The organism is Streptococcus pacificus, from assembly GCF_016481305.1.
In the GTDB taxonomy this organism is placed as follows: domain Bacteria; phylum Bacillota; class Bacilli; order Lactobacillales; family Streptococcaceae; genus Streptococcus; species Streptococcus pacificus.
On record NZ_JAENBO010000004.1, the window covers coordinates 105783 to 127309 of the forward strand.

Genomic DNA, 21527 nt, shown 5'->3' on the forward strand with positions numbered 1-21527 from the left:
TACGAAAACATATCAGTTATTGATATTTTAAACATTTTATTTATTAAGAAATATAGAATTATGATAAAATGTAATTAGGATGGACCATGAAAGTGAGGACCTAGAGATGATGTTGTTGGATAAAAAAAGCTATGACCTACTTTCTTATTTGATAAAATTAGATGAGGCGGAGACGGTGATGACCATTTCTCGTGCTTTGGGACAATCTAGACGCAAGATTTATTATCATTTAGAAAAGATAAATGATGCACTTCCTCAACATGTTGAACGAATAGAGTCTTATCCACGAGTAGGTATCTTACTAACTACCGAGCAAAAAGAAGCTTGTCGTAAACTCTTAGGTGAAGTGAGCGATTATCATTATGTCATGAAAAGTGATGAGCGCATCAAGCTATCTGCAGTTTATATTGCAATCTCTCCTGAACGTGTGATTATCGATAAATTGATGCAGATTAATGATGTCTCTCGTAATACTGTTTTGAATGATTTAAATGAGTTAAGAGAAAGATTAGCCCAAAAAGAATACAGTATCAAATTGCATGCTAGTAAGTCACGAGGCTATTATTTTGAATGCCACCCACTATCTTTGATTCAATTTCTGTACAAAGTTTTAGATGGTATTTATCATGGTGAGAATACTAGCTTTATCGATTATTTTGATCACAGATTAGAAGAAACGTTAGGCTTAACCACATACTTTTCAAAAGAAGTGCATGATTATATTGAACAATTTCTTATCTCCTCTCAAACTAGTCTGGGGAAGACCATTAATGGTCAAGATAGTCAGTTTATGGTTAAGATTTTACCCTTTATTCTACTAAGTTATCGCAATATGCAGTTTAGCAAACAAATTAAAAATGGTTTAGACCAAGATTTTGATTTAATTTGGGAGCGAAAAGAATACGTCATTGCAAAAGAGTTTGCACAACAATTGCGAGAGCAATTTGATATTCATCTAGATCATATTGAAACAGGTCTTGTGGCCATGCTGATGCTTTCATTTCGCAAGGACAAAGATAGTCACGTTGAAAGTCGTGACTATGAGGAAATGCGTGAGACACTAAAAACCTTCATCGAAGAGATTGAAGACTGTTGTCAAATCGAGTTTCTTCATAAAGATGATCTGCTTAAACAGTTGATTATTCATTGTAAGGCACTCATTTATCGAAAAACCTATGGTATTTTTGCAGCAAACTCTTTGACCACTCATATCAAGGAAAAATACCATGACTTATTTACGATAACTAAAGCCCATATTCATATCTTAGAAGACAAGTGGCGTCTCACCTTTAATGATGATGAGATTGCCTATATTACCATTCATTTGGGTGGCGCTTTTCAAAATAGTAAGCAAGAAATTCCTAAAACAGAAGTCATTCTGGTTTCTGATGATGGTATTGGTTTACAAAAATTACTCCTTAGCCAGTTTCAACGTTACCTACCAAATTGTAACGTCCAAGCCATTTTTACAACGGAGCAGTTTCAAAGTGTCAGCGATTTAATTCCCAAGGATACGCTTGTTGTGTCAACAAGTAGCTGTCTAGAAATTGTTTTACCCTTCTTAGTTGTTAATCCTATCTTAAGTGATGACGATATTATTCGTTTGATTCATTTCACAAAACAAGGTGATTTGTCCGATCAATTTTACCTTTCAGAAGAATTAAATAAGTCGATTTCACAATTTGTCAAAGAAGATATTGATCGTCAGGCACTAAAACATCAAATTGAAAAATTAATTCGTCAAGAATTAATGAAGGATATTTCTCCTAGAACCTAGTTTAGATTGTCACCTCAGCTACTTAAACAGTGAAAAGATGAGCTGAGGTATTTTTGTGTCTAAAACTGCCCATTTTTGAACACTCTAATGTGTGAGACTTGGTCTTTTTTTTAGTGATTATAAGGATTATACTAAGAGTGTAGAAAAAATAAACTGGAGGAAAAAATCAATGCCTAAAGTACAAGATATAACACGTGAATCATGGATTTTAAATACCTTTCCTGAATGGGGCTCATGGCTAAATGAAGAAATTGAGGAAGAAGTTGTGCCTGAAGGCAATTTCTCCATGTGGTGGCTAGGAAACTGTGGTGTCTGGATTAAAACACCGGGTGGGGCCAATGTTGTCATGGACCTTTACTCTAGTCGTGGGAAATCAACCAAAAAAGTAAAAGATATGGTTCCAGGACATCAAATGGCCAACATGGCTGGTGTTCGTAAATTACAACCAAACTTGAGAGCACAACCAGTTGTTCTTGACCCATTTTTAATTAATGAGTTGGATTATTACTTAGTATCTCACTTCCATAGTGATCATATCTGTATCAATACTGCGGCAGCTATTTTAAATAATCCAAAACTTGATCATGTTAAATTTATTGGACCATACGAAGTCGGTGAAACATGGAAGAGATGGGGTGTTCCAGAAGAACGCATGATTATTGTCAAACCTGGTGATTCATTAGAATTTAAAGACATGAAAATCACTGCTTTGGAATCGTTTGACCGGACTTGTATCGTAACATTACCTGTAAAAGGGGCAGACGCTCAAAATGGTAGTTTAAAAGGTTTGCCAGTAACTGATGAAGAAATGAATAGTAAGGCAGTTAATTATGTCTTTGAAATGCCTGGTGGTACTGTTTACCATGGCTTTGACTCACATTTTTCAAACTATACTGCTAAACACGGTAGAGATTTCAATATCGATGTGACGATCAATAACTATGGTGAAAATCCAATTGGTATTCAAGATAAAATGACTTCTATTGACTTACTTCGCATGGCAGAAAACCTTCGTTGTAAAGTCGTTATTCCTGTCCACCATGATATTTGGACCAATTTCCAAGCCTCAACGGATGAAATCCTCGCTCTTTGGAACATGCGTAAAGAACGTCTTCAATATGGTTTCCATCCATTTATCTGGCAGGTTGGTGGTAAATACACTTACCCTCAAGACAAAGACCGTTTGGAATATCATCACCCACGTGGTTTTGATGATTGCTTCTTAGAAGATTCTAATATTCAATTTAAGGCACTCCTATAATAACTTAAAAATTTGCCAACAGTTTAATCATACTCCTAAAATCTCCTTAAATTGGAAAAATTATAAAAATGCCCATCCTTTGAAAAGGATGGGCATTTTTATTAAACCTTTTTTTGATGACAAGGGAGTCATCAGGTAAACATCATGAGACAAAACGTTAGTTTCTCATTGCTTGTTATTAAAATATGTTATAATAATAGAAAAGTTTTGAAGGTGTTTCATGGATGACTTGTTATTAATAAAACCTAGCCTTGCCTACGAAGAACTAATGACTTATCGTAAGGACTTTGGTGAGAAACATATATGATGAGAATATAAAACACTATTGGATTGATTTAGAGAAATTAGCCTAGTTTAATTGGCAGAAGAGGATAGAAAGCGAGGTCGAATGAAAAAGAAAAAAGAAATGACCGCAGTTGAAACACAAACTCTTTCAAGTAGAGATCAAAGGAAAAAGAATAAGGAATTAACGCCATTTGAAACACTGACGTTTTTAAGTATGGGTTCATTTCTTGTTTATGTGTTGCTTGTTCCAATAATTCTCCAACTCTTTATTAGTGTCGATAATTATGTGAAAAATTCTGAGTCTGTCACCTTAACATCTTATCATCTCGTCAAATCGGACGATTTTCTTGCTATTGGTTTTTCTAGAGAAAGTGAGCTGATTGTTAGCCAGCAAACCTATTATGATGTGCTTTACTATCACAAAAAAAGAAATGACCTTGCTTGGATTGATTTGTCTGGTGATTTGGATGATAAGTCCTTGCTGGTAAAAATTAACCCAGAAGAATTTAAAAAGCATCAAGGGACTGAGAGTGACCCGATTCCTGTTTTTAATGTTGCCATAGAAGAAGAACAATTCGAATGGGATGATAAGAGCTATCGACATAATATCAAAGAGCATATTATTTATGAAGACATTTTGCATGCAGCGTCTTATAATACATTTCTTATTTACTGGATGTGTATCAGCGTGGTTCTTGGCATAGTAGCATTCTTTCTTCATATGAATAGAGAAAATAAGCGACGTAATGCCGAAAAAGAAACAAAACGAAGTAGGCATTTACTATAACAAAATAAGACTCGTATCACTTGATTTTTCAAGTGATATTTTTTGCCCCAAAATGCTTTTAAAGTGTTGCCCAAGATAAAAAATCATGATATACTTAACCGGTGAAATATTTACTGGTTAAGAAAGGAACTAAGATGAAACGTCGTAACTATATTTTTGGTATGATGGGGATTTTATTATCTTGTCAACTGATTTTATCTGCTTGTCAGAGCCAAGAGGCTAAAAAAGAAACGACAGCTAAAACACATCAAGAGACAAAAAAAGGTAAGAAAACGAAAAAATCAACTAAGAGTAGTGCTACTAAGAAAAAAGATGCCGCAAAAGAGAAAGGTGTCTCAGGGGTTGACTATCCAACAGACGATGGCTTTTTATTTTCAAGTGAATCACAAATTCAAAGTAAAACAGCAGATGGTCTTATTTTAAAACATGGTGATCACAGTCACTTTATCTTCTATTCAGAATTAAAAGGAACCAAGTGGGCTTACTTGATTCCAGGAGAATATGTTGACACAGCTAAAACTAACGGTGCTGTTTCTTCAACTAATCAAGTGACAGGTCATTACCAACTTGATGATGGTTATGTATTTAACCCAAGAGATATTGTTGCAGAAGATGCTAATGGTTATACTGTTCGACATGGTGATCACTATCATTATATCTATAAGTCACAACTCTCTAGCAATGAGCAAGCAAAAACAAGTCAACTAATCAGAACGCAGCCATTACCGATAGCTCCGCCAACCATTCAAACACAAAACGGTATTCCTGGAATTGATTACCCAACTAGTGATGGTTTCTTGTTTACTGGTCAAAACATTACTAGTAGTACAGCTACAGGTATTTTAGTGGGGCATAATGGTCATTTACATTCGATTAGTTTTAATGATTTGAAAAACAGTCGTTGGGCTTATCTTGTTGAACAGTATCAAAAACCTCAAGTAAAACAACCAGCCCCTTCTAAAGAAAAGCAAGCACAAACACCAAAAGTGCCAGCACCTTCTAAAGAAGAACAAACACCAAAACAACCAGTACCTTCTAATGAAGATCAAACGCCAGAACAATCAGCGCCTTCTAAAGAAGACCAAACATCAAAACAAGAGGAAAAACCCACCTACCAAAAGGAAATTAGCTATTTAGCAGCTGGTTTGGGAATTGATCCTTCCTTGATTAAAATGATTGAAACAAATGAAGGGGAGATTGGTTTTGAGTACCCACACGAAGATCATAGTCATGTGATTATGTTAAAAGACATAGACACAACTAAACCTTTTAAAACACCTGAGGAAGCCATTGAGGAGACAATTGAGCAGACGATTGATGGTGAGACACTTGAGGAACGAAAAGAAAGACTCATTAAAGAGTTTATGGAGCACTATCAAGTTAAGCGTGAAGATATCACAATCAATGGTAATTACATGTCTATCAGACATGGTGATCACGCACACATCTATAAAATTGATCCTAGCCTTCCAGATGATCCTGAACGTGATGAGAAAACAGAAAGCACCAATCTAGACATTGAAACAAATAATGTTTACGGTCCATTTTATCCTGGAGCAAAACAAGGTAGAATGACAAAAAGAGGTGTCAAAGATTACTTTAAAGTAGATGGCATCAAAGACATTAAGAATTTCATTTTAGTTGAATTTAGTAGTGAAAATGAATTTGGTGATTTAAAAGGCAATGATGGTCTTGTTCATCGTATCTACTACCTTGTTCGTAAAGATTTAGATTGGTCAGAATTAGGATTTTCAATGCCAGAAACCTTGGTAAAAGACAATAGTATTTTTAAAGGTTGGCGTGAAGAAATGCCTAAATCAGGTAAAATGGATAGAGAAAGTGTTCATTTTATCGCCTCATTTGATAAGATCAGAAAAGCACCGACAAAAGATGTCTACGGACCATTTGATGACACAACAGATGTGGATTTATCAGAATTCACAGCCATCAGATACACTACTATCACTAATGGTCAATTAGAACTTGATGGTAAGGTTCAAGGTGGGTTCATCTATCTGGTCAATCGTAAACTCACTTGGGCTGAGGCTAAAGAACACGGCATGAAAGTGCCAACTCCAGTCCCTAATACTGGTTTTGAATTTATCGAATGGCGTAATGTGTCAGTTGAAGAGATAGATGATAATGCACCGGTAAGTGCTGCTATCAACCTTGCTGCTTTTGGAACAACTAGTCTAAAAATTGGGCCTTACTTAGCTCAAAATCCTGATAATCCAACTGATAAAAATGATCCACAAAGACACCCTAACTATTACTGGCATGACCCAGAAAAATATGTTGCTGTTGCTTTCCAAGCCGATGAAAATGGCGAACTAATCAGTCCGGTTGGTCGTGGAAGAGCTGTTGTTTATCTTGTAAGAAAGGGAACATCACTCAGTCAAGCAGGTATTTTCCCTCCAGCTACTCAAGCTAAAGAAGGTTATGTTGCAGGCGATATGTCGCATATCATTGAACAGTTTAATAAACCTGTTGAAGAGGACACAACATACACTATTTCCTTCACCAAACGTGAAGAATTGCCAAAAGATAACGATTTAGCTGATCCATTTGGGCCAGATTATGATCCATTTGCGCCAGGATTTGACGAGACAGATGATCCGTTTGGACCAGATTTTGATCCATTCCCACCAGGATTTGATGAGGTAGACGATCCATTTGGGCCAGATTTTGATCCATTCCCACCAACAAGTGAGGAAGAGACAGCTGAGCCATCGTCACCTAAAGAGGAGACAACACCAAATGTTAATGATTTAGATGATTTATTGGCTTCTAATGTTGATGAAACCTCTAATCCAACCCCTATTAGTGATGAATTGGCTAACTTTGAGTATTAATCGTTATTCTAAGACGACTAAAAAGCTTCTATCTTTTGATAGAAGCTTTTTGTGATGGTTTGTACAGTCTTTTAATTCCCCATTCCCACCCTCGCAACGGATATAAATTAGTATAGTGGTTGTAACAATTAGTTGTGATTTGTTCAGTGGTAACAGTTCTGGGCATGATTTGTAAGGAGTGGATTCGAACCACGGACCTTGCCCCAAAGTCTGCCTAAACAAAGTTATACTCACCTTTATATCAGAAGCTACCAACTCGTATTAGAGAAGATCAATCTGCCAATTCATTGCCTGAATAGCAGTGTCTAATTCTCGATAGGCTTTAGAGAGCTTGTCAATTTCTTTTTGTATTTTTTTGACATCAACAGTGCTAATGTATTTGATTTCACTTCTTGAATACCTAGCTTGTTTTTGACTGGCGGCCTCAGCAATGTCACTAAGCATATTTCTCTTAGCTAAGAGAGCATCTCTTTCAACGAGAGCATCAGCCAAGTGTTTTTTTTCATCTAACATGGTTTGGCTATTTGTTTTATTAATTGCCTTAATAATCTTGGTCAAGTCGTTTTGTAGGGTAGAAAACTCTTTGAGTAAGGTATTTGGGTCCTCGCTAGGGGTGTCTCCTTCTTGTATCAAAACATTTTGTTGCAATCTACTTTTAATCTGTTCTATTCTTTTTTGTAAATCTGATCTAAGAATCAATGCTTCAGCCAATTTCATTCTTTGATTATCCTCCTAATAAGTCAACTTATTAGTGACATTATAACATATTCCTAAAAGATTAGGCCTTACGAAGCTTTTTCTTAATGATTGGTATAGAAATAAAATAACTCGTAATCGAGATGGCAAAAACAATTAACATATAAAAGAACATTTCATTCCAAATAGCTTCTTTTGATAAAATAAGGTCATTAGCCTTATAAACCCAGTAAAAAGGATTCCAGTACATGGTCCATTGCCAGTTGTCAGCCAAGAGCTCATAACAAGCCACAGCAGCTACAATTGGTAGCATCATCAGTTTCAAGCTACTAGCTACTTCGATAATATCTGTGGAATTAGTCCCTTGTAAAAACCCAACTAAAGCGCTAAGGATAAAACTCATAAAACCAATACTAAGGAGCATAAACCAGTTGATATCAGCATAACCAAGGATAAGGAGTGAGATGATAATCCCAAACAAGGCAGAACAGCCACCAAAGAGACTTTTGCCAAGGATAAAAGCTCCTTGGGATACGGGAGAAACCGTCATGGCACTAATGGTGTTATCTGATTTTTCCTCAACAAGTCCTAGGGCAATCATCATACCAGATGACATAATCACTAGAAGAATGAGCATATTAGTCAGTTTTGTTTTTAGTGGATTAACACTCGTCTTAAATGTAACAATGTCAGCACTACTTGTTTCAGGATTTGCGCCTTCTTTGAATTTTTGGTTTAGAAATTGAGCCAGAAGAATCGTTTGTGAGGATTCGTTACCTTCTACAATCATCTCATAATCATTGTTTTTTGAGATGAGACCAATGCTATCATCTGTTTTTAAAAGACGGTTCTCTAATGCTTCTTTATTATCAAAAAGTTCAACTTGTGTGTACTTTTTCATGTAATCAATATATGTTTTGGATTCAGTTCTTAACAGGGCTGTTTTGATTGAAAAACTATTCTCACTCAGTTGAGGAAGTAATAATAAGATGCCAACAGCCAGTATTATCGGAACAACCATCATATAAGAAAGAATGGCATCACGTCTAGCAATTTTTGCATCTTTTAAGAAAATCGTTACTATTTTGCGTAACATACGATGTCTCCTTTCTAAACAGTCAATGTCTTTTTAAATCTGATGTCTGAAAGGATGAGTAGCACCATTCCAGAAAGGATTGAAAGACCAATTGATAATGTGGTAAAACTGGTATCTGCTGTACCGGATAAAATAGCTTTAAAATCTTGTAAAAGGAAATGAGTAGGAAGTATTCTTATCCAAGTAGGGTTAAATGTGGTGATGTAATAAGATAAAATCGGTAGCATGAGAATTAACATGATGAGATAAAGCACTGAAAAAGCTTTGTTCAATTGATTGAAAAAACTAGCCACTAATAAACCTAAGCTACAAAAAGCAAAAGCACTTGCGATGAGTAAAGGATAAAAGAGAAGATAGTCTGGCCTTGCTTTCATTATCGGAATTACAATAATACTTGTTGAGATGAGGGTACTTGTCATTGCGACCATAATTTTTGTGAAAAGATAGGTTTTCATTGAACCAGGCGATACCGCAAAAGCCTTGATAGCACCTTGTTCTTTATCTAAAAAAATATAAGAAACCATGACGAAAAATCCCATTAGTGACCCTAAAATGGTCACAAGTGGAGGCATCATCAGTTCTCTTTGATTGAGTGTGTTTTCTGTTTTCAAACGTTTCATCTTGTTAGTTGCTTGAGACGATGGTATAACTTGACTTTCACCTGAGTGTAGTAGATAGAGTAAGTCTTTTAATTGTGTGGGTTCATAGCCTTGAAGGAAATATTTAAATTGTGGCTTTCCTGAACCATCTAGTGATAGGATTAAGCCCATATTGCCTTTTTCTTGTATTAAACGGATGAAATCATCTTTATTATCAATGAGATAAATAAAGCCATAGCTTGCTTTTGTTTTTGGGTTGTATTTTTCAAATGTTTTAACGTTTACTTTTTTCTCATCCGAAAAAGAATAGTGCTGTTCAGAGCCTGTTTTATCATCAATCAAGGTGAATTCACTTGGTTTTAGCACCATTTCTGAGTCATCAACTGGCTTGAGACTTATGTCGATAACATTAAATAAATGACTTTTTTCTTCCTGAGTATTCTTGTTAAAATTGTCAAAAATCTGAGACGTGTTGACATCCAAGAAAATGAATTCTTTAGTGGTTGTCGAGGGTTGTTCTTTTACTAAAGTCATTAAAACAATGAGGGCAATCACGGCTACAATGATTTCAATATAAAAGTAAAACCCTCTTGCTGCAAGCTTCATTTCCTTTATAAAGGTATGAAAGAGTCTCATATCAATTCAACCCCTTTCCTGTCACTTGAATAAAGATTTCTTCAAGAGTTGCTTCTTTTGAATGAAGGGTTTTAACCTCATAGGATGAAATAATATTGGCCAATCTTTCCTTTTCTTTCTGATCATTTGTTTTCAAGGTTTCCTTAATGAGCTCACCATTTTTATGGTATTCGACAACAACACTCTTTTGACCAAATGCTTGTTTGAGATTTTCTGGTGTATCAATCAATTTGATTTCGCCATCAATGATAAAGGCAACACGATCACACAACTCATCGGCAATGGTCATGTTATGAGTAGTTAAAAAACAAGTGGTTCCTTTTTCTTTTTCCTTTAAAATAATGTTTTTAATAGTCGCTGCAATAGCTGGGTCGAGCCCTGTTGTTGGTTCATCTAAAAACCATAATTCGGGATTATTAATCAAGGATCTGGCAAAAGTCAAACGATGCTTCATTCCTTTTGAAAAGGTGCCTGCTCGTTGATTTTTATGGTCTTCTAGCCCAACTAGTTTTAATAAGTCAAGGGGATCTCTTGTTGGCACATCAAAGAGACTGGCATAGTATTTGAGGTTTTCTAAAGCAGTGAGTTTACTATAGACATTGGATTGTTCAAAGGAAACGCCAATTTGATTAAAGCGTTCTTGATGGGATTGCTTTAAATCATAACCGTTAACACTAACATCACCAGTCTGTAGTTTTAAGAGCCCTGTTAGAATATTTTGTGTAGTTGATTTTCCTGCTCCAGAAGGGCCTAAAAAACCAAAAATTTCACCTTTTTTAACCTCAAAACTAATATTCTTAACGGCTAATTGGTCTTCGTTTGTGTAAGAGTGTGATAAATGTTTAACAGTAATCATGCTTAATTCTCCATTTCTGAGTCATAAAATAGCTCTTTTAAAACGGCTAGGTATCGATGGCTTTCTTTTAATGCTTCTTTTAAATCTATTTTTTGATTTAAAGTTGAATGCCAAAGTTTGGTACTTAGACCCTCAAAAGTCCAATTGATTATTTCCATTCCTGTTGCAAGATCAATGTCTTTTTTAAAAAGTGAAAAATCAATATTGTCACTGTAAATACGCTGAGCAAGGAGAGTAGCCTCTTCACCAGCTATTTTTAACATATCTTTTTGTGTTTTTCCTAGAAAAATTCTTTTTTGGAATTCATAGATGTAGGGATAATCCTCTACTAATTGAACTTTTAATAGCATGATTTGTTGGATACGGTTGAAAAAATCACGTTCTTTCCAATCAATATGATCACTGACATGCTCTTTAATCAGAACAATACTATAATCTACTAATTGATCATAAAGGCCTTTTTTATTACCAAAATAGTGAAAGAGAATACCTTTGGAAATGTTAGCGTGCTTGACCACTTGATTTGTCGAAGCATTGTCATAGCCATTTTTAGCAAATTCTTCAAAGGCAGCAATGGCAATACGCTTTCTTTTTTCTTTATCTATCTGTTCAAAAATTGTAGTCATAGAGCGTCCTCCTTCAAAATTGACCAATGTGGTCAATAATAGAATACCATTTTTGACCACATTGGTCAATTTTCATAAGTTTTAACGATAATAGCACTATTATGCTTTACATACTAGTTGAAAAGTGATATCATTTTATTAACTAGTAGGTAAAACATAGTAGTGGAGGAAAGTTGTGAAAGAAACACAGTTATTAAAAGGTGTTCTGGATGGTTGTGTTCTTCAAATCATCTCAAAAAAGGAAATTTATGGCTATGAATTGATTCAAGATTTGAGAGAATCAGGTTTTGATACAATGACTGGTGGGACTGTTTATCCCTTGTTACAAAAATTGGAAAAAAAAGAATTAATTAAAGGTCAATTAAAAACATCTTTAGATGGGCCTGATAGAAAATATTTTTCGTTAACTCCTAAAGGGGAACAATATTTAGAGGCATTTTGGAAGCAGTGGCAGGATTTAACGATAAAGGTAGGAAGATTAAACGAAATGACTAATAAAGGAGGAAAAAATGACATCTAAAGTAGACAACTATATCAGAAAAACAGAAGCCATTATTGCCCAAATGACTGAAGAAAACAAAGCATATTTTTCTGATTTACAATCCTATATGCTATTATCATCTCTTATTGTAGATGAAAATGAAATTCGTGAACAAATTTATAGTATGGCTCTTGATTTGTTGGAAGCAGAAAAAAATAAGATGACTGCTGAGTCTTATTTTGGGAAAAATCCTAAGGAGCTAGCAGATGATTTAATAAAACAAGCAAAGCCTGAATCAGTTTGGAAAATTTTAGGTCTAATCGTGATTATAACTTTCTATGGCTTTGGTTCTTTTTCCTTATATCAGTTTTCTAATGCTGGTTCGTTAGATATCAATGTTTTATCTTTCTTTATCTTTGGAATCTTGGGGTTTCTTTATATCTTTTTCTTGTTTTATTTATTGAAAAAAAGTATTTATACCCAATTTAAAAAATTTTTAACGTACGTGGTCACTGGTAGTATTTTTGTTATTTTCATAGTATTAGCGTTTATCTTAAAAATTGTAAATCAATTTTCCTATATTATCACTATTCCTAGGCCTTATGATTTATTACTACTGTCTGGTTTTCTTTTTGTGATATTATTTTCTTCATTCAAAATATCTTTTTTTAGACCAGTTTTTGTTGTTGCTTTATCCTTATTTTGTAGTGGAGTGATTAAAAAATATTATCTTTTAGGAGTCTTACAAGGAGAGCTATGGCAAAGATGGATTCCTTTAGCCTTACTGGTGATTAGTATGATAGTTTTTTATCTTTGGTTAAGGCTAATACTAAAGAAAAATTCGCAGGGAGAATAACAAAAGAGACACTAATAACAATTATATTTCAATCAAGTACTTTTGACAGCTTAATTAAACGAATACTATAAAGGAATTTATAAAAAGATAACTAGTAAACACAACAAATCCTTAGAGAATACAAGTTCTTTAGGGATTTTTTAATACCCAAAGCATTACTATGTTTTTAAAATCACTTTTGAATGAAAATAGTAAAAATTGATAAACTAAGGCGAAAACGATATAATGAAAGCGAATACATATGGTTTTTTCAGAAAACAGAAGGGAATATCAATGTTCAAAAAAAACAAACTAATAACCTTTATAGTAATCCTTTTAGTATTATCTCTTGGGATATTCTTCTTGTTTCAAAAACTGTTTGACCCGTCAAAATCATTTGCCGTGTCATCAGATGTAGATTTTTATATCGTTGGCTATAACAATATAGAAGGCTATCAACTTGGCAATAATGACGCTCAAAAAGTATCTGATGAGGAGGTTGAAATTGTAAAAGGACAAATCAATCAAGTGATTATGCGTGCTGAACTGTCAAATCGCTACCTAGTGTTTTCGGAAGAAGGTCGCCCTTTAGGTACTGTTGGAAGAATTATAGCAATTGATTTCAAGAATGGAACAATCAAATATAATAAAACCCCTGATTACGCCTATACTTCTTCTGGTGTATCATCAGATTATTATTTTTCTTCTGAGGCAAACACAGAGGATTCCTTTATTGCCGTTTTTGATGAAAATTTAGAAGAAATCGATAAATACACTTTTGAAAATGGTGTTTTAGCTAGTGATTTTTCTATTGATAATAATGATAACATTTACTTCATAGGAGTAGATGTTGCTGGTGATGAAACGTTTCCAGCCTATTTGTACACATTTTCTTTTAAAGATAAGACATTAAAACTGGAAAATAAAGAACTTCTATATGAAAATCCCGATGTTAGTTATTCTTTCATTGATAGTATTGTAAAAAATAATCACCTATACGCTATATCACCTGGGTATAGGATAAATGCCACCAAAGAAAGAGTAGTGTTAGGACAGATTTTTCATTATGATATGAATACAGGTCAAAAAGAAATGATAGATTTACCTGAAATTGCTCCTTATAATATTTTTGATTTAAGCTCAAATCTGTTAGCCATAGAACATGAGCCAAATGATTCTGGAAAAATTGGATTTAGTCTCTTTCATTTAAACGATAGGGCATCAACCTTTATTGATTTATCTCCGTTTGGTCTATCAATTGAAGGTGGTACGGATTACTTAAAAGATGTCAAACAAATTGATGACAACACATTACTCATTCTAGCAGGTGACAAATTGATTGGATACAATATTAGTGACAATACTGTTATTTTTGAACAACAAACGACAGATGATAGCTTCCATATCTGGGTAAATTAATTGTCTGTATGACAACTAATAAAAAAGGAAAACTGACAATAGTTCAGTTTTCCTTTTTTATTAATTTCATTTTTATTTAGTTAGGGTGCGATATTTGTTTTTAAGGTTTGAAAGATAATATCTTCTAAACAATCGGTACTATCATCGCAGATTCTGACAAATCAACAGTTAAGGTGTAATCACTGTTATCTCTGATAGTGTGCTCAAAGTCTGTTGTGTAAAGAATCACTCGAATGCTGTCTCCTTTTTTAAGGCGATAAATAGTGGGTTGTAAACTAAAGCTAAAGGTCATCCATTCCTCTGGTGTTACACTTTCAACGGTTAGAAGATTGGTACGGTTTTGCAAGTTGAGAACGCCTTTAGTCACCACACGGTAGGGACTTTCAGCAAATGGTAGTTCCATTAAGTGTTCTCTTGCAAAATCAATGCCATTATCAATACTCTTACCATCAATAATTCTAGGATTGTCGCCATGTCTTTTTGCCTTACCAAAATCCAAGACTTGTGCAGAGATTAGTCCCTTATTAATGCTTGATTTCACTTTTAAATCAAGTGTGATTTCACCATTAATATGGAGGTCTTTGTCTAATGTCATATCTATGACAATTTCATTAGCTTTATTATCAAATAAGTCAGACTTAAAGTTTCTAAACTGTTTGCTGTATCGACTAAAAGTGTCGTCATCATAGTAATTTTGAACAATAGCTTCTTTATCACCCAATGGCATACTTTCTTTTTTCTTTGAACCAAAAGTTTCAAGGGTTTCCCAACTTTGTGCTTCTTGGTTATTTTGCCAGATAACACTTGGTAGCGTATAGCCATTATCATGACCTAATAATTTTTGGCTCAAAAGGGCATTCATGCTTTCTCTAAAGTCAATGGACTGCCAGTTATTCATATAAACATGGGCACCGTGATGAAGAAAGACGTGTTTTTTGACCTGTTCAGGGAGGGCCTTTAGGATATTATAAACGTGGCGTGGTTTCACATTCCAGTCTTGGAGTCCATGAGTGTAAACCACTTCAGCAGTAACTTTATCAGCATGAATCACGTAGTTACGATTGTGCCAGAATTGGTTGTAATCGCCACTTTCTCTATCAAGTTCTTGAGATTGCTCTTTAAGAAATGCTTGATAACGGTCATTGTTTCTTAAGTAGTCACCGGCAACTAGATTACGTGAGTAGGTTAATTCTGTTAAGACATCCAAGTCTTCACCAGGATAGCCTCCAGGGCTACATACCAACCCATTTTCACGGTAATAGTCATACCAAGAAGAAATACCAGCTTCAGCGATGATCACTTTTAAGCCATCCACACCTGTTGTGGCAAGACCTGTAGAGAGGGTTCCTAGATAAGAAATCCCTGTTGTTGCAACAAGTCCATTTGCCCAAGAGGCTTTCACTTGTTTATCACGTCTATGGCTAGTATAGGCGTTAGCACGGCCATTAAGCCAATCGACAACGGCTTTAAAGGATGCAATTTGCTGATAATCACCACTCGTCATTAGTCCCGTTGAGTCTAGAGTTCCCACACCAGAAACATAGATATTCGCAAAACCTCTTGCAAGCAGGTAATCATTAAGGCTGTACGTTTTTGTAAAACTAAAGCTTTCCTCTGCATTTCCCTCCTCAAGGGGAGAAGGAGTTGTTTCTTTGAGAGTAATTTCTTCATTGGTTACTGAAATGCTATGAGGGTCTTTAACACTTAAGTCACCTTCCATCTTGTATAACTTTTTATTAGATGCAGGATCGTTAATGCCTTGATGATAAGGGCTTTGCATCATCATTGTTGGTAAAAGATGAGTTGTTGTTGGGCGAATAATTGTTGTTTTAATCAAATCTAGTTGCCCGTCTTGGTCGGTATCAACCGGCGCTTCTACATAAACAATCTCACGAATTAATTGTGTTGTATCAAACGTTGGCAAACTCTTTCCATTGAAAAAGAGATAGTCATTGGTTGATTTGATTAGTCCTTGACTAATCAAGTGATCAATAAGCGTCATCCCATTTTTACCACGTGTGTTTAAGAGGTGATAGAGGTTGTCAATCACATTTTCTTCATTATAAGTGACAGGGAAATCTATTTTTTTGATAAAGGTCATCGTGTCATCAAAGTCAACATTTGGAATAAAACCAAGTAATTGTAAAGCGACCGTATAAAAAACTTCATTAGTGAGAGGACTATCTCCTTTAAAAAAATGTAACAAATCAGTTTTTTTATCTGCGATAAGACGACTTAGGGCAAATTCCTTATCAGAGTAATGTAAAAAGGTCGTTTTCACAAAGTTTTTAACGTTTTCTTTTGGGGATAAATTAGTAGCAATATTAAATCCCAAGGCTTGTAATTCTTGTAATTGCTGCTCGTTAGTGGACTCAATATAGCTATATTGATTATATTTCATGGCTTCTTTCAAACTCCTTTTCATGTAAGCGTTTTAAATAATTATTATATCTTTACATTCTCTATTATACTTGATAGAATGTTACTTGTCTAAAAAAAGTTAAATAGCGAAAGGAATAAAAATAAAATGGATGTCACATGGACTGTGAAATACCTAACGGAGTTTATCGCAACTGCTCTTTTAATGATTTTGGGGAATGGTGCTGTTGCAAATGTTGATTTAAAGGGAACTAAAGGAAATAATAGTGGCTGGCTTGTCATTGCTTTTGGATATGGTTTAGGGGTAATGATGCCTGCATTAATGTTTGGGAACGTTTCTGGTAATCATATCAATCCCGCTTTCACTATTGGTTTAGCAGTATCTGGGCTATTTCCTTGGGAACATGTTCTTCCTTATATTATCGCACAATTACTAGGTGCCATGGTTGGCCAACTTATTGTTGTTGGGGTGTATCAACCTTATTATAAAAAGACAGAAAATCCTAATCATATTTTAGGCTCATTTTCAACCATATCAGCTTTGGATGATGGGACTAAAGAAAGTCAAAAAGCATCACTATTTAATGGTGTGGCTAATGAATTTGTTGGTTCTTTCATCTTATTCTTTGGTGCTCTAGCTCTTACCAAAAACTACTTTGGTGCTGAAGCCATTTCAAAAATTGTTGACCAGTATGGCGGAGCCGTTTCTAGCAAAGAGGCATTTGATTCTATTTCTCATATCCTTGGTGGTAGTTTATCGGTAGCTCATGTTGGCGTTGGTTTTCTTGTTTTAGTACTTGTTGTTAGTCTCGGTGGACCAACTGGTCCAGCTCTAAACCCTGCTCGTGACCTTGGTCCAAGAATTGTTCATCATTTCTTACCTAAATCAATTTTAGGAGAAGCAAAATCTGATTCGAAATGGTGGTACGCCTGGGTACCAGTTATTGTTCCTATCTTAGCAGGAGTTTTAGCGGTAATGGCTTTTAAATTATTGTACATGAACTAACAAGAAAAGAGGTTAACACCTCTTTTTCTATGTTATTGAAAATTAAAAGGTCATATTGATTGCAATTTTAGTGAAATAACGATACTGTAAGAGTATATCATTAACACATGAAAATAAACAAAAGAATTGAATAGAAAGAGAGAGTCATGGCTTTATTTGACCATATTAAATTTAAAACTCCTGTTTTACGAGTGAATAATCGTGATGAAAACATCAAGTTTTACCAAGAACATTTAGGATTAAGACTATTATCAGAAGAAAATGCCCTTGCTTTTTTTGGCAGTTTAGAACGTGCTGAAACTATTTTTACGATTGAAGAATCGCCGGCTATGCGAACCAGAGCTGTTAATGGTCCCAAAAAATTGCACAAAGTGGTATTAAAGGTCAAAAAGAAAGAAGACATAGACGCTCTTCTTGCTAATGGTGCTGATGCGAAGCGTGTGTATCAAGGAAATAATGGCTATGCTTTTGAGATTTTCTCACCCGAAAATGATTTAATCTTAATTCATGCTGAAGATGATCTATCTAGTCTAAAATTAGTTGATCGCCCAGCATTCGAGCAAGATAAAACCTTTACGGGATTACTTGATTATACTATTGAGGAAATCATTTTAAATGTTCCTGATCTTAAAAAGGCCAAAACTTTCTATCAAGAAATTCTAGCTAATGAATTGCCTCTTAAAATTGACTTTGTCCAAAATGAGGGTAAGGATTTAACCATTGAACCCCACATCGCCTGGGATATTGAAATTTTAGAGTTTAGTGTTCCTAGTGACTATGATTTGTCGTTTTTGAGTAATCATTTGAAAGAAAACGGCTTATCGATCTTTCTTGATAAGAAACAAAAAGTCTTAGTGGTTTCAGACCACAGCAATATCGAAATCTGGTTTGTAAAAGAATGAGTCATGATACTATCATTGAAAAAATCACAGAACAAATAAGTGATAATCTTTATCTCGGGGCTAGTTTAGCCATCTACGATAAGGAGTGGAAAGAATATTATCTAGGAGAAACAGTCCCTGGTGTTTTAACCAAGGAGGATCTTTCCTATGATTTAGCGAGCGTTTCAAAGGTTGTTGGTGTTGGGACCTTAATGATTTATCTTATTAATGAGGGTACCTTTAAGCTAGATGTGCCTTTTAAGACTTACTATCCTTTTTTCAACAATGATCAGGTGACGATTAGACAATTATTAACACATACCTCTGGTATTGATCCTTTTATCGCTAATCGTGATAAGCTGGGAGCAGAAGCATTAAAAGAAGCGATTCATCAGATAAAGGTGACTGACAACAAGGATTTTCTATACACCGATATCAATTTTCTTCTTCTTGGTTTTTTACTGGAGTATTACTATCAAGAATCTTTAGATAAGTTGTTTAATCAGAAACTTTTTCAACCTCTTGGAATGACCAAGACAGGTTTTTCTCCCAAAACGCAAAGTGTGCCAACGTCAAAAACTGCTCCAAAAGGACTTGTTCACGACCCTAAAGCGCGTGTTTTAGGAGTCCATTCTGGGTCTGCCGGATTATTTTCAACCCTAAAAGATTTGGAAATTTTTATGATGCATAATCTGACAGGTGATTTTGCTAAACACCTGACCAAGGGTTATGCTTTGGCTAACAAAGAACGTTCCCTTGCCTGGAATTTAAATGGCTATTGGCTAGACCACACTGGCTATACAGGTCCATTTATCATGTTTAATCGTGAAACGCAACAAGCGGTAATCTTTTTAACCAATAGAACCTATCTTTATGATGATAGGCCTTTATGGATTGCCAAACGAAGAGAACTAAGAGATGTGATGATCTCGTCCTTAGCAGCTTGTGATTCATTGTGATGATAAGTTAAAAACAATAATAAAATTAATAACACCAGTAGCTTTTGCTACTGGTGTTTTTGGTTTGTTAATAAAAAATCATATTATTGGCGACTGAATCTCTATAAAAAAAGATGATATAGGAAAGCCTTGTAAATGATATAATACTAGTGATACAAACAAATTTGAATTTGCAGAGGTGAAAAATGAATATACAAGACATACTTGCTCTATTTTTTAAAGCAGAAAATGAACGTGATTGGGAGTCTTATCAACAATTTCTTTCTCCTGATGTTGTTTGGGAACTTCATTCTAATGACATCACCAAAATTGAAGGGAAAGAAAAATATCTAGACACCATTAAATCTGCTTACGAGGGTAACACCAATTCTTTTGTTGTCGAATCGTTTTTCATGGGTCAGGATCCATCAAAGATTGTAGCAATTTTGAGGAATAATCTTGGTGAAAGATCCTGTGATATTTTCGAGTTTAAAGAAGGGTTAATTGTAAGAGAATATGAATTTATCTTGTGATAATCTAACAACTATTACTAGTTTGGTGAATTAAGAGATTAAACAATGAATTTAAAGAAAACAGTAGTTCAGATTACTGTTTTTATTTTTTCAAAACTTGAAGAGATATTAAGAGTGTCATAAAAACTGAAGGAAAATTAGAATGGTAGAAAAATCAGAAAAAAGATACCTGAAATAAAAATACTTATATATCTCACCAAAACAGATTATTTTCTATCTCGTCAGATATTTGTTATACTGTCTCTATCTTAGCAAACGGTTGTTTTTGCAAACAACGATTAATTTGTTAGAGGAGGACAGATGATGACAAAAAGAAAGCTTTTTATTCCTATTATTCTAATTTTAGCCTTGTTTTTAGTTGCTTGCACTAGTACTAATAAAACATCAACCCCATCAACAAAAGAAAATATGGAGGTTAGTGAAATGACAACTGATGTAGAGCCGAATCAACGTCCTGAAGTTAATGATGATCCGTCTGCACAAATTTTTAATACAGCTTATGAGAACAACCAATTTATAACAGCGACAACAAATGAATTGGGCAATCCAGAACCAACCACGCCTGCGGACTTAAAAGAACGCTTGGCTAAAGGGGGACTTGTTATTATTCATCGCTACACCGGATCTGGAGGTAGTGGAGGTGAGTCTATCCCTGGTTCTATTGATGACGGACAACGTATTTCTGAGAGCAGTATTGAGGCGATGACTCAACTTGGCAATGTTTACAAAACGTTGGAAGCTCCTGTTAGCTCTGTCTGGTCTAGTCAATACTATTTTGTCTACCAACATGCTGTGGCTGCTATGGGGGAACCAGTAATGATGAATCGTGATTTGACAGGCTCACTCAATTTTAGTGATACTGACGAATTAGAACGTTCTCTTCAAGGGTTAAGGAATTGGACAGTAACACCACCACCAGCCGGTGAGAATATTGTTCTTTTCACCCATCAAGGAAAGTTTGAGAAAGCTTATGGTTACTACTTAAATGCTGGTCAAACGATTATTTTTGAGCCAGATACCTCAGGAGTGCCAAATGTTATTGCTAGTCTTAGTTTAGAGCAATGGCTTGATTTAGCTTCTTAAGCTTATCAGAAGTATTAATCGAAGAACTGAAATGAAAAAACCTATCACTTTTAATGTGATAGGTTTTTTTTCATTGAGATGTGCTTAATGCCGGCTTCCTCAAAAATCTCACCAAAGGCTGTGAAGCCTAATTTTTGGTAAAATGCCTTGGCTGTTAATTGGGCATGCAAAATCATCTCTTGATAGTGTTGTTGACTAGCTATTTCAAGCATCTGTTTCAAGAGAATTTGCCCCCAATGTTGTCCTCTGAAGGCTTTTAGAACTGCCATTCTTTGTAAAATGACTTGGTGATTAGCGTTAGGGAATAAACGTGCTGTGGCAACAGCTTTTTGATCATCATTATAGAGAACAAAGTGGAGGCATTTATCTTCCTTATCATCAATTTCAATGGTTTCTGAGACTCCTTGTTCTTTGACAAAAACTTCCCTTCGAATCCTTAGAGCATCTTGATAAATGGTATTGTTTGTTTGTAAAGTATATTTTATTTCCATAGTGTCATTG

At 34.9% G+C, this 21527-nt stretch carries 19 protein-coding genes; 12 read left to right on the plus strand and 7 right to left on the minus strand.

Going from position 1 to position 21527, the window contains the following annotated elements; translation table 11 throughout:
* The first annotated feature begins 106 nt into the window (after window positions 1-106).
* From JHK62_RS06060 to JHK62_RS07940, 4 genes are all read left to right on the plus strand, one after another.
* A complete protein-coding gene (locus tag JHK62_RS06060) occupies window positions 107-1777 on the plus strand; it encodes a BglG family transcription antiterminator (protein WP_199575870.1) in 1671 nt (556 codons plus the stop codon).
* Between the two features lie 169 nt (window positions 1778-1946).
* A complete protein-coding gene (gene ulaG, locus JHK62_RS06065) occupies window positions 1947-3038 on the plus strand; it encodes an L-ascorbate 6-phosphate lactonase (protein ID WP_199575871.1) in 1092 nt (363 codons plus the stop codon).
* A 388-nt stretch (window positions 3039-3426) separates the two neighbouring features.
* Window positions 3427-4110, plus strand: coding sequence for a hypothetical protein (locus tag JHK62_RS06070; RefSeq protein ID WP_199575872.1), 684 nt, complete (start codon window positions 3427-3429; stop codon window positions 4108-4110).
* A gap of 134 nt (window positions 4111-4244) precedes the next feature.
* Entirely contained in the window at window positions 4245-6962 is a 2718-nt protein-coding gene (locus tag JHK62_RS07940) for a pneumococcal-type histidine triad protein (RefSeq protein ID WP_199575873.1), read from the plus strand.
* A gap of 261 nt (window positions 6963-7223) precedes the next feature.
* Here JHK62_RS07940 and JHK62_RS06080 read toward each other — a convergent pair whose 3' ends face one another.
* The 5 genes from JHK62_RS06080 to JHK62_RS06100 all read right to left on the minus strand — a co-directional run bounded on the left by JHK62_RS06080 (window position 7224) and on the right by JHK62_RS06100 (window position 11471).
* Window positions 7224-7679, minus strand: coding sequence for a DIP1984 family protein (locus JHK62_RS06080; protein ID WP_199575874.1), 456 nt, complete (start codon window positions 7677-7679; stop codon window positions 7224-7226).
* A gap of 61 nt (window positions 7680-7740) precedes the next feature.
* The gene (locus tag JHK62_RS06085; protein WP_199575875.1) at window positions 7741-8754 is read right to left on the minus strand and encodes an ABC transporter permease; all 1014 of its coding nucleotides are present in this window, start codon (window positions 8752-8754) and stop codon (window positions 7741-7743) included.
* Window positions 8755-8768: 14 nt separating this feature from the next.
* Window positions 8769-9989, minus strand: a complete 1221-nt coding sequence (locus tag JHK62_RS06090; RefSeq protein WP_199575876.1) for an ABC transporter permease — start codon at window positions 9987-9989, stop codon at window positions 8769-8771.
* Window position 9990: 1 nt separating this feature from the next.
* Window positions 9991-10845, minus strand: a complete 855-nt coding sequence (locus JHK62_RS06095) for an ABC transporter ATP-binding protein (RefSeq protein WP_199575877.1) — start codon at window positions 10843-10845, stop codon at window positions 9991-9993.
* A gap of 2 nt (window positions 10846-10847) precedes the next feature.
* Window positions 10848-11471, minus strand: coding sequence for a TetR/AcrR family transcriptional regulator (locus JHK62_RS06100; protein ID WP_199575878.1), 624 nt, complete (start codon window positions 11469-11471; stop codon window positions 10848-10850).
* A gap of 175 nt (window positions 11472-11646) precedes the next feature.
* Between JHK62_RS06100 and JHK62_RS06105 the strand changes: the two genes are divergently transcribed.
* From JHK62_RS06105 to JHK62_RS06115, 3 genes are all read left to right on the plus strand, one after another.
* A complete protein-coding gene (locus tag JHK62_RS06105; RefSeq protein ID WP_199575879.1) occupies window positions 11647-11991 on the plus strand; it encodes a helix-turn-helix transcriptional regulator in 345 nt (114 codons plus the stop codon).
* The gene (locus tag JHK62_RS06110) at window positions 11981-12808 is read left to right on the plus strand and encodes a DUF1129 domain-containing protein (protein WP_199575880.1); all 828 of its coding nucleotides are present in this window, start codon (window positions 11981-11983) and stop codon (window positions 12806-12808) included. The genes JHK62_RS06105 and JHK62_RS06110 overlap by 11 nt, the downstream gene beginning before the upstream one ends.
* Before the next feature lie 273 nt (window positions 12809-13081).
* The gene (locus tag JHK62_RS06115) at window positions 13082-14206 is read left to right on the plus strand and encodes a hypothetical protein (protein WP_199575881.1); all 1125 of its coding nucleotides are present in this window, start codon (window positions 13082-13084) and stop codon (window positions 14204-14206) included.
* A 124-nt stretch (window positions 14207-14330) separates the two neighbouring features.
* On the opposite strand, the gene JHK62_RS06120 is transcribed toward JHK62_RS06115, so the two are convergent.
* Window positions 14331-16607: a Xaa-Pro dipeptidyl-peptidase gene (locus JHK62_RS06120; protein ID WP_199575882.1), complete on the minus strand. Its 2277-nt coding sequence runs from the start codon at window positions 16605-16607 to the stop codon at window positions 14331-14333.
* A gap of 126 nt (window positions 16608-16733) precedes the next feature.
* On the opposite strand from JHK62_RS06120, the gene gla reads away from it, so the two are divergent.
* From gla to JHK62_RS06145, 5 genes are all read left to right on the plus strand, one after another.
* On the plus strand, window positions 16734-17591 hold the full coding sequence (gene gla, locus JHK62_RS06125) for an aquaglyceroporin Gla (RefSeq protein ID WP_199575883.1): 858 nt from the start codon (window positions 16734-16736) through the stop codon (window positions 17589-17591).
* A 146-nt stretch (window positions 17592-17737) separates the two neighbouring features.
* Window positions 17738-18493 carry a CppA family protein gene (locus JHK62_RS06130; RefSeq protein WP_199575884.1) on the plus strand — a complete coding sequence of 252 codons (756 nt, stop codon included), beginning with the start codon at window positions 17738-17740 and terminating at the stop codon, window positions 18491-18493.
* A complete protein-coding gene (locus tag JHK62_RS06135; RefSeq protein ID WP_199575885.1) occupies window positions 18490-19431 on the plus strand; it encodes a serine hydrolase domain-containing protein in 942 nt (313 codons plus the stop codon). The genes JHK62_RS06130 and JHK62_RS06135 overlap by 4 nt, the downstream gene beginning before the upstream one ends.
* A 185-nt stretch (window positions 19432-19616) precedes the next feature.
* Entirely contained in the window at window positions 19617-19943 is a 327-nt protein-coding gene (locus JHK62_RS06140) for a nuclear transport factor 2 family protein (RefSeq protein ID WP_199575886.1), read from the plus strand.
* A 300-nt stretch (window positions 19944-20243) separates the two neighbouring features.
* Window positions 20244-21026: a histidine phosphatase family protein gene (locus JHK62_RS06145; protein ID WP_199575887.1), complete on the plus strand. Its 783-nt coding sequence runs from the start codon at window positions 20244-20246 to the stop codon at window positions 21024-21026.
* Window positions 21027-21076: 50 nt separating this feature from the next.
* On the opposite strand, the gene JHK62_RS06150 is transcribed toward JHK62_RS06145, so the two are convergent.
* Window positions 21077-21517 carry a GNAT family N-acetyltransferase gene (locus JHK62_RS06150; RefSeq protein WP_199575888.1) on the minus strand — a complete coding sequence of 147 codons (441 nt, stop codon included), beginning with the start codon at window positions 21515-21517 and terminating at the stop codon, window positions 21077-21079.
* Window positions 21518-21527 lie beyond the last annotated feature (10 nt).